Here is an 8,698-nt window from a genome sequence, read left to right as displayed (position 1 = left end):
TTGAAGTACATCCTCGTCACCCAACGGGCCGCATTCAACAGCCCGGTGTGGTTCAACATCGGCGTCAAGGGCGTCCCGCAGCAGGCCAGTGCATGTTTCATCCTCGCCGTCGACGACACGATGAACGCGATCCTCAACTGGTACCGCGAGGAAGGCATCATCTTCAAGGGTGGGTCGGGCTCCGGCACCAACCTGTCGAAGATCCGCTCGAGCGCCGAGTTGCTCGAAGGCGGTGGTACCGCGTCAGGTCCGGTGAGCTTCATGCGCGGCGCTGACGCGTCGGCCGGCACGATCAAGTCGGGTGGCAAGACCCGGCGCGCCGCCAAGATGGTGATCCTCAACGCCGATCCCCCCGACATCGAAGACTTCATCTGGTGCAAAGCCATCGAGGAGCGGAAGGCCCGGGCCCGTCAGGAGGCCGGCTTCGACATGGACCTCGACGGCAAGGACAGCCACTCGATCCAGTACCAGAACGCCAACAACTCGGTGCGGGTCACCGACGAGTTCATGCAGGCCGTGGTCGACGGCGCCGACTGGGACATGGTGGCGGTGACCTCGGGCGAGGTCGTGCGCACAGTGCCCGCCCGCGACCTGATGCGCCAGATCGCCACCGCCACGTGGGAGTGCGCCGACCCCGGCATGCAGTTCGACACCACCATCAACCGCTGGCACACCGCCACCAACACGGGGCGCATCAACGGCTCCAACCCGTGCTCGGAGTACATGCACCTCGACAACTCGGCGTGCAACCTGGCGTCGCTCAACCTGCTCACGTTCCTGGGTGACGAGGACGTGTTCGACGTCGACGGGTTCCGGGCGGCCACCGAGGTCGTGTTCACGGCGCAGGAGATCCTCGTCGGCAACGCCGACTACCCGACCGAGAAGATTGCGGCCACGTCGCGCCGCTTCCGCCAGCTGGGCATCGGCTACGCCAACCTCGGCGCCTTGCTCATGGCGCTGGGCATGGCCTACGACTCCGACGAAGGGCGGGCGTGGGCGGCGGCCGTCACCGCCCTGCTGACCGGCCATTCGTATGCCACGTCGGCCCGCACCGCCGCCCGCATGGGACCGTTCGCCGGCTACACCGAGAACGCCGAGCACATGAACCGGGTGCTGCGCATGCACCGCGACGACGTGGCCAAGATCGACGAGGAGAAGGTGCAGACCTCGTTGCTCGACGCCGCCCAGGAAGCATGGGACTCGGCCGTCGAGCTGGGCGAGCGCTACGGCGTGCGTAACTCGCAGGCCTCGGTGCTGGCGCCCACCGGCACCATCGGCTTGCTGATGGACTGCGACACCACCGGCATCGAGCCCGACCTCGGCCTGGTCAAGATGAAGAAGCTTGTCGGCGGCGGCACCATGGCCATCGTCAACCAGACGGTGCCGCGGGCGCTGCGCCGGCTCGGCTACTCGGCCGCCGAGATCGAGGCCATCGTCGCCTACATCGACGAGCACAAGTCGATCGTGGGTGCGCCCGCGCTGAAGGCCGAGCACATGTCGGTGTTCGCCTGCTCGATGGGCGACAACACCATCCACTACCTCGGCCACGTCCGCATGATGGCGGCGGTGCAGCCGTTCATCTCCGGCGCCATCTCCAAGACGGTGAACATGCCGGCGGACGTCACGGTCGAGGAGGTCGAGCAGCTCCACATCGATGCGTGGCAGATGGGGCTCAAGGCCATTGCCGTGTACCGCGACAACTGCAAGGTGGCCCAGCCGCTGTCGACCATGAAGAAGGAAGGCGCGGCCGCCCCGGATGCGTCCGGGGCCCACGACGCCGACCTGGCGGTCAAGGTGGCCGAGCTGGAGAAGGCGCTGTCGAACCAGACGACGATCGTGGTGAAGCAGCCCATCCGCGAGCGGCTGCCCAAGCGGCGCCGGTCGACCACCTTCGCCTTCCGGTTGGCCGACTGCGAGGGCTACGTCACCGTCGGCGAGTACGACGACGGCCGTCCCGGCGAGGTGTTCATGAAGGTCTCCAAGCAGGGCTCGACCCTGGCCGGGATCATGGACGCCTTCTCCATCTCGGTGTCGCTCGGCCTGCAGCATGGGGTGCCGTTGAAGACCTACGTGCAGAAGTACACCAACATGCGCTTCGAGCCGGCAGGCATGACCGACGACCCCGAGCTGCGCATCGCCTCGTCGCTGGTCGACTACATCTTCCGGCGGCTGGCGGTCGACTACCTGCCGTTCGAGGACCGCAAGGAGCTCGGCGTGCTGACCAGCGAGGAGCGCATCCAGCCCACGCTGCCCGGGGTGGAGGAGAACACCACGCCGTCGTCAGGCATGGTGATCGCCCCCACGGTCGAGCCCGCGGCGGCCGCCGCTGCCGAACTGCCCGAGGTCGAGGTCATGCCCGCCGCCGCCCACTCCGATGCCCCGTACTGCTACCAGTGCGGCGTCCAGATGCAGCGAGCCGGCTCCTGCCACGCCTGCCCCAGCTGCGGCACCACCAGCGGCTGCTCGTAAAGGAATCCCACGCCTGGCCACGGCGTTGGACCACTCGATGAAGATCGAGGTGTGGTCCGACGTCGTGTGCCCGTGGTGCTGGGTTGGCAAGCGGAACCTGGAGTTGGCGCTCGAGGGGTTCGAGCATCGGGACCAGGTCGAGGTGGTGTTCCGCTCCTACGAGCTCGATCCCAATGCGCCGCCTGAGCGGGAGGGCACCTACGAGGAGCGGCTGGCCCGCAAGTACGGCGTTGCCGCGGGCCAGGCCCGGGCCATGATCTCCCGCATCGTCGACGCCGGGGCGCTGGTGGGGCTCGACTTCCGCTTCGACATCGCCCGGCCCGGCAACACCTTCGATGCCCACCGGCTCATCCAACTGGGCGGCGCGCCGGTGAAGGAACGGCTCATGCGGGCCTACTTCACCGAGGGCGAGCCCATCGGCGACCGGGAGACCCTGGTGCGCCTCGCCGTCGATGCCGGGTTGGCCGAGGACGAGGTGCGCACGGTCCTCGACTCCGACCTCTACGCCGATGCCGTGCGGGCCGACGAGCGCGCCGCGGCCGAGCACGACATCACCGGCGTGCCGTTCTTCGCCGTCGACGGCAAGTACGGCGTCGCCGGCGCCCAGCCGCCGGAGATCCTGCGCCGCGTCCTCGAGCGTCGCTTCGCCGAAGCCGCTCCGCCGCCGCCCGCCCCCGGCTGCGACGACGACGGGGTCTGCGCCGTCTGAGGAAGTTGCGTTGAAATCGTGCTGGAAAACGGCGCGTTTCCTACGCAACTTCGGGCAGGGCGGGGCGGGGCTTGGCTCAGCGGAAGCGGCGGAGGCGCAGGCTGTTCGACACCACAAAGATCGACGACAGGCCCATGGCGGCGCCGGCGATCATGGGGTTGAGCAGCCCGGCGGCGGCCAGCGGCAGGGCCCCGACGTTGTAGGCGAACGCCCAGAACAGGTTGCCCTTGATGGTGCCCAGCGTCCGCCGCGACAGGCGGATGGCGTCGGCCGCCGCGCCCAGGTCGTCGCGCACCAGCGTGAGGTCGGACGCCTCGATGACCACGTCGGTGCCGGTGCCCATGGCGATGCCGAGGTCGGCCTGCGCCAAGGCGGCAGCGTCGTTCACGCCGTCGCCCACCATGGCCACCACCCGGCCCTCCGACTGCAGTCGCTTCACCACCTCGACCTTGTCGGCGGGCAGCACCTCGGCCACCACCTCGTCGATTCCGATCGACGCGGCCACGGCCTGCGCCGCACGCGAGTTGTCGCCGGTCAACAGCACCGGCCGCAGCCCGAGCGCCCGCAGCTGGGCCACGGCGCCGGCGGCGCCGGTTTTCACCGTGTCGGCCACCACCAGCACGCCGCGCACCGAGCCGTCCCACGCCACCACCACCGGCGTCTGCCCGGCCGCCTCGGCATCAGCCTTAACCGCGGCCAACTCCGCGGGCAAGGGCAGGCCCACGAACTGCTCCCGACCCACCACAACAGAACGCCCCTCGACCTCGCCCCGTACCCCGAGCCCCTCACTGCTGGCGAAGCCCGACACCGGCGGCAGCGACGGTCCCGCCGCCTCGGCGATGGCCCGGGCGATCGGGTGCTCGCTGGCGTGCTCCAACGCTCCTGCCAGCCGCAGCACCTCGGGCGGCCCCACCACCGACACCAACGCCATGCGCCCCGTCGTCACCGTGCCCGTCTTGTCGAGCACCACGGTGTCGACCCGCCTCGTCGACTCCAGCACTTCCGGTCCCTTGATGAGGATGCCGAGCTGCGCCCCCCGCCCCGTCCCCACCAACAACGCCGTGGGCGTGGCCAACCCCAGCGCGCACGGGCAGGCGATGATCAACACGGCCACGCCCGCGGCGAACGCGGTGGCCGCCTCCGACCCCGCGCCCAGCCAGAAGCCCAGCGTCGCCACCGCCAAGGTGATGACCACCGGCACGAACACCGCGGACACCCGGTCGGCCAAGCGCTGCACGGGCGCCTTGCCCATCTGGGCCTCGGCCACCAGGCGGGCCATCTGCGCCAACTGGGTGTCGGCGCCCACCCGCGTCGCCCGCACCACCAACCGTCCGCCTGCATTCACGGTGGCGCCGACCACGGCATCGCCCGGGCACACCTCGACGGGCACCGACTCGCCGGTCACCAACGAGGTGTCGACGGCGGAGGTGCCCTCCTCGATCACGCCGTCGGTGGCGACCTTCTCCCCGGGGCGCACCACGAAGCGGTCGCCCACCACCAACTGCTCGACCGGCACCCGCACTTCGGCGCCGTCGCGCAGCACGGCCACGTCCTTGGCGCCGAGCTCCAGCAAGGCCCGCAGCGCGGCGCCCGAGCGGCGCTTGGCCCGGGCCTCGAAGTACCGGCCGCCCAGGATGAACGTCGTCACCACGGCGGCCACTTCCAGGTAGATCTCGTGCGCCCCCGCGCCCCGTTCGGCCGACAGGCTGAACGACATCTTCATGCCCGGCTCGCCCGCCTCGCCGAAGAACAGTGCCCACAGCGACCAGCCGAACGCCGCCAACACGCCGACCGAGATGAGCGTGTCCATGGTGGCCGCCGCGTGGCGCAGGTTGGTCCACGCGGCGCGGTGGAACGGCCATGCCCCCCACGTCACCACCGGGGCGGCCAGCGTCAGCGAGAGCCACTGCCAGTTGCGGAACTGCAGCGCGGGCACCATGGCCATCAGCAGCACAGGGACGGTCAGCACCAGCGACCCCACGAACCGGTCGCGCAACCCGTCCCGCGACGGCTCGGCCGCTGCGTCGGACACGGAGGGCAGGCGGGCGCTGTACCCGGCCGCTTCGACCTGGGCGATGACGGCCTCGACGGGCACGTCGTCGGGGGCCACCACCTTGGCCTGTTCGGTGGCGTAGTTCACCGTGGCGGTCACCCCGTCCATGCGGTTGAGTCGCTTCTCGATGCGCGCCGCGCACGACGCGCACGTCATGCCCCCGATCTCCAGCTCGATGGCGCTCATCGGTGGTGCACCACGGCAGGCGAGTCGTCGGGGCCGACCGTGGCGCCCACCGCCCACCCGCCGCCGAAGGCGACAGCGAGCACGACGGCGAACGCAGCCAGGCGGGCCCGGGCCGTCACGAGGTCACCTCGTAGCCGGCTTCGTCGACCGCCACCCGCACGGCGGCCTCGTCGAGCGGTGCCTCGCTGGCGACGGTCACGCGCCCGGAGTCGAGGTCGACGTCGACGTTCTCGACGCCGGGCAACTTGGAAAGCTCAGCCGACACAGCGCTCACGCAGTGGCCGCAGGTCATGCCGGAAACGGTGTAGGTCGAAGTCGTGGTCATGGTTGCAGTATACCCCCGGGTGGTATGTTGGACTCATGCGTGGTTACTCGATGGACAAGGACGATTACGTGCGACGGTTACGTCGCATCGAGGGCCAGGTGCGCGGCCTCGAACGGATGGTGGAAGAGGACACGTACTGCATCGACATCCTCACGCAGGTCAGTGCGGTGACGAAGGCGCTGCAGTCGGTGGCCATCGGGTTGCTCGACCAGCACGTGCGCCATTGCGTCGCCCATGCCGAAGGCGACAGCGGCGACGAGATGGTGACCGAGGCCGTCAAGGCCGTCGAGCGGTTGCTGCGCTCGTGATCGACGTCCCCGAACAGCTGGCCGCCCACCTCCGCCGCGACCTGGGCACGTGGCCTCCGACCGAAGCGTTCACCGTCACCAAAGCCGAGTCGCGCTCCGAACTGGCCTGGGACGGCGTCGTGCGCGCCGTGGCGGGCATCCGCACCCCGCACGGCACCATCCTTTCCGGCGCCGACACCGACGACGGCCTGGTGGAACTGGTGTTCCGCTGGACGACCGCACCCACCGAGCTTGAGCCGCTGGGGGAGTGGCGCCCGGCCGACGACCCGACGCTGCCCGAGTGGCTGCGGCCCTTCGGCGGCGAGGTGTTGGCCGTCTTCGACGACGACGGCGCCTACCTGGCCGGCGTGGGGCTGAAGTGCCACGACGACTTCGTATGGGAGATCGCTGTGGGCACCGAGCCCGCCGCTCGGGGCAAGGGACTGGCCCGGCGGCTGGTGGCCACCGCGGCCCGAGCGGTGCTCGACTCGGGCCGCGTGCCCACGTACCTCCACGAGCTCACGAACCATGCGAGTGCGCATGTTGCCGAGGCTGCTGGTTTCCCCGATCGGGGCTGGCGCTACCTCGCCCAAGACTGACCCGCCGCAGCAGTTGGGCGTTGAGGGCGACCACGATCGTCGACAGCGACATGAGGACGGCGCCCACCGCCGGGGGCAGCACCCCGAAGGCGGCCAGCGGGATGGCAACGACGTTGTAGCCGGCCGCCCACGCCAGGTTCTGCACCATCTTTCGGTACGAGGCCTGCGACAGGCGGATGACGGACACAACGCCCCGCGGGTCGCTGGAGGCGAGCACCACGCCCGCCGACTCGATGGCCACGTCGGTGCCTGCACCGATGGCCAGGCCGACATCGGCCCGGGCCAGCGCCGGCGCGTCGTTCACGCCGTCGCCCACCATGGCCACCCTCCGGCCGCGGGCTTGCAACTCCGCCACCTTGGCGTCCTTCTCCTCGGGCAGCACCTCGGCGAAGACCTCGGTCACCCCGAGCTCCTGGCCGACGGCCTCGGCCACAGAACGGGCGTCGCCGGTGATCATCACCACCCGCCGTCCCATGCGCCGCAGCGTCTCCACCGCTTCGCGAGCCTCGTGCCGTATCTGGTCCTCCAAGGCCAGGGCGCCGACGATGCCCGTCTCGTCAACCAGGTACAGGACGGTGGCGCCCCGTGCTTCCCAGTCGGCGTAACGGTCGGGCTTCGCCAGGCTGCGCTCCCGCAACAAGGCGGGACCACCCACGGCGTAGCGACGGCCGTCGACGGTGGCCTCCACGCCGCGCCCGGTGATCGAACGGAAGTCGGTCGCCGTGGGGGCGTCGTCGGCCGCGGCCACGATGGCCCGCGCCAGCGGGTGCTCGCTGTCGGCTTCCACGGCGGCGGCGAGCGCCAAGGTGCGGGGGCCGTCGACCTCGGTCACCGCGTGCTCGCCCTTGGTGAGGGTGCCCGTCTTGTCGAACAGGACGGTGTCGATGGTGCGCATGCGCTCGAGGGCGAGCCGGTCCTTGACCAGGATCCCGTGGCGGGCGGACATGGCGGTGGAGATGCTCGTCACCAGCGGGATGGCCAGGCCGAGGGCGTGGGGGCACGAGATGACGAGCACGGTGACCGCTTGCACCACTGCCGAGTCGGTGTCGCCCAAGGCCGTCCACGTGGCGAAGGTGGCCACGCCTGCAGCAGCGGCGACGTAGAAGAGGAGGGCGGCGAAGCGGTCGGCCAGTGCCTGGGCCCGGCCGTGCGAGGTCTGGGCGTCGGCCACTAGGCGCTGGATGCCTGCCAAAGCAGTGTCGTCGCCGACGGCCTCCACTTCGACTCGCAGCGACGAGTCGGTGGCCACCGTGCCTGCCACCACCCGCTCGCCAGGACCACGGGGGACCGGCCGTGACTCGCCGGTCACCATTGACTCGTCGAGCTCGGCTTCGCCGTCGACGATGCGGCCGTCGGCGGGCACTCGGCCACCAGGCCTGACCAACACGATGTCGCCCGGCGCCAGCGTGGTGAGCGGCACTTCCTCGATGCCGTCCTGGGTGACTCGTTCGGCGGTGTCGGGCAGCAGTTCGGCCAGGGCGGTGAGGGCGCCCCGGGCTTGGCCCAGCGCCCGCATCTCCTGCCAGTGGCCCAGCAGCATGATCACGATGAGGGCGGCCAGCTCCCACCAGAAGTCGAGGCCGAACCACCCCAGCGAGGTGGCCGCCGACGCCACGAAGGCGACGACGATGGCGAGGGAGATGAGAGCCATCATCCCGGGGCGGCGGGAGCGGGCCTCGCTGACGCCGCCCGCCAGGAACGGCCAGCCGCCCCACAGGAAGATCACCGTGCCCAGCACGGGGCCGACCCACGACATGCCGGGGAAGTCGAGGGTGTAGCCGAACCAGTCCATGACCATGTGAGACGTGGCGACGACGGGGACGCTCAGGGCCGCCGTGATCCAGAACCGCCGACGGAACATCGCCGCGTGGTCGCCGTGCCCGCCATGACCCGAGTGGTCGCCGTGCCCGCCGTGGTCATGGCCGGCGTGAGCGGCGAGGTCGGCCTCGTCCTCACGGTGCGTGTCGGCCTCGTTGACGCGGCTCAGGCAGGCGGCGTGGTCGTGGGTGTTGTCGTCGACCGTGTGCGTGGTGTGCCTCATGTCTGCCTCCTGAGTTGCGTTGTCGCTAC

The 8,698-nt window shown here is 70.5% G+C and carries 8 protein-coding genes; 4 read left to right on the top strand and 4 right to left on the bottom strand.

Features of this window, described 5'->3' with window-relative positions; all coding sequences use genetic code 11:
• A partial coding sequence (locus tag VM938_04595; GenBank protein HVF74304.1) for a vitamin B12-dependent ribonucleotide reductase occupies positions 1 to 2,469 on the top strand: 2,469 nt, incomplete at its 5' end.
• A gap of 37 nt (positions 2,470 to 2,506) precedes the next feature.
• Positions 2,507 to 3,178: a DsbA family oxidoreductase gene (locus VM938_04590; GenBank protein HVF74303.1), complete on the top strand. Its 672-nt coding sequence runs from the start codon at positions 2,507 to 2,509 to the stop codon at positions 3,176 to 3,178.
• A gap of 76 nt (positions 3,179 to 3,254) precedes the next feature.
• Here VM938_04590 and VM938_04585 read toward each other — a convergent pair whose 3' ends face one another.
• The 3 genes from VM938_04585 to VM938_04575 are packed head-to-tail and all read right to left on the bottom strand — an operon-like array spanning position 3,255 to position 5,742.
• Entirely contained in the window at positions 3,255 to 5,417 is a 2,163-nt protein-coding gene (locus VM938_04585) for a heavy metal translocating P-type ATPase (protein ID HVF74302.1), read from the bottom strand.
• On the bottom strand, positions 5,414 to 5,536 hold the full coding sequence (locus VM938_04580) for a hypothetical protein (GenBank protein ID HVF74301.1): 123 nt from the start codon (positions 5,534 to 5,536) through the stop codon (positions 5,414 to 5,416). The genes VM938_04585 and VM938_04580 overlap by 4 nt, the downstream gene beginning before the upstream one ends.
• Positions 5,533 to 5,742 carry a cation transporter gene (locus VM938_04575; protein HVF74300.1) on the bottom strand — a complete coding sequence of 70 codons (210 nt, stop codon included), beginning with the start codon at positions 5,740 to 5,742 and terminating at the stop codon, positions 5,533 to 5,535. The genes VM938_04580 and VM938_04575 overlap by 4 nt, the downstream gene beginning before the upstream one ends.
• Before the next feature lie 35 nt (positions 5,743 to 5,777).
• Here VM938_04575 and VM938_04570 point away from each other — a divergent pair, with 35 nt between their 5' ends.
• Together VM938_04570 and VM938_04565 are read left to right on the top strand one after the other, a co-directional pair.
• The gene (locus VM938_04570; protein ID HVF74299.1) at positions 5,778 to 6,050 is read left to right on the top strand and encodes a metal-sensitive transcriptional regulator; all 273 of its coding nucleotides are present in this window, start codon (positions 5,778 to 5,780) and stop codon (positions 6,048 to 6,050) included.
• A complete protein-coding gene (locus tag VM938_04565) occupies positions 6,047 to 6,628 on the top strand; it encodes a GNAT family N-acetyltransferase (protein ID HVF74298.1) in 582 nt (193 codons plus the stop codon). Before VM938_04570 ends, VM938_04565 begins: the two co-directional genes overlap by 4 nt.
• On the opposite strand, the gene VM938_04560 is transcribed toward VM938_04565, so the two are convergent.
• Complete coding sequence (locus VM938_04560; protein HVF74297.1) at positions 6,549 to 8,669, bottom strand: heavy metal translocating P-type ATPase; 2,121 nt, start codon at positions 8,667 to 8,669, stop codon at positions 6,549 to 6,551. The genes VM938_04565 and VM938_04560 overlap by 80 nt on opposite strands.
• Between the last annotated feature and the right edge of the window lie 29 nt (positions 8,670 to 8,698).

The organism is Acidimicrobiales bacterium (genome assembly GCA_035536915.1).
Classification (GTDB): Bacteria; Actinomycetota; Acidimicrobiia; order Acidimicrobiales; family JAHWLA01; genus JAHWLA01.
The sequence above is the reverse complement of the archived record's forward strand: the minus strand, read 5'-3'. Positions and strand labels throughout refer to the sequence as shown.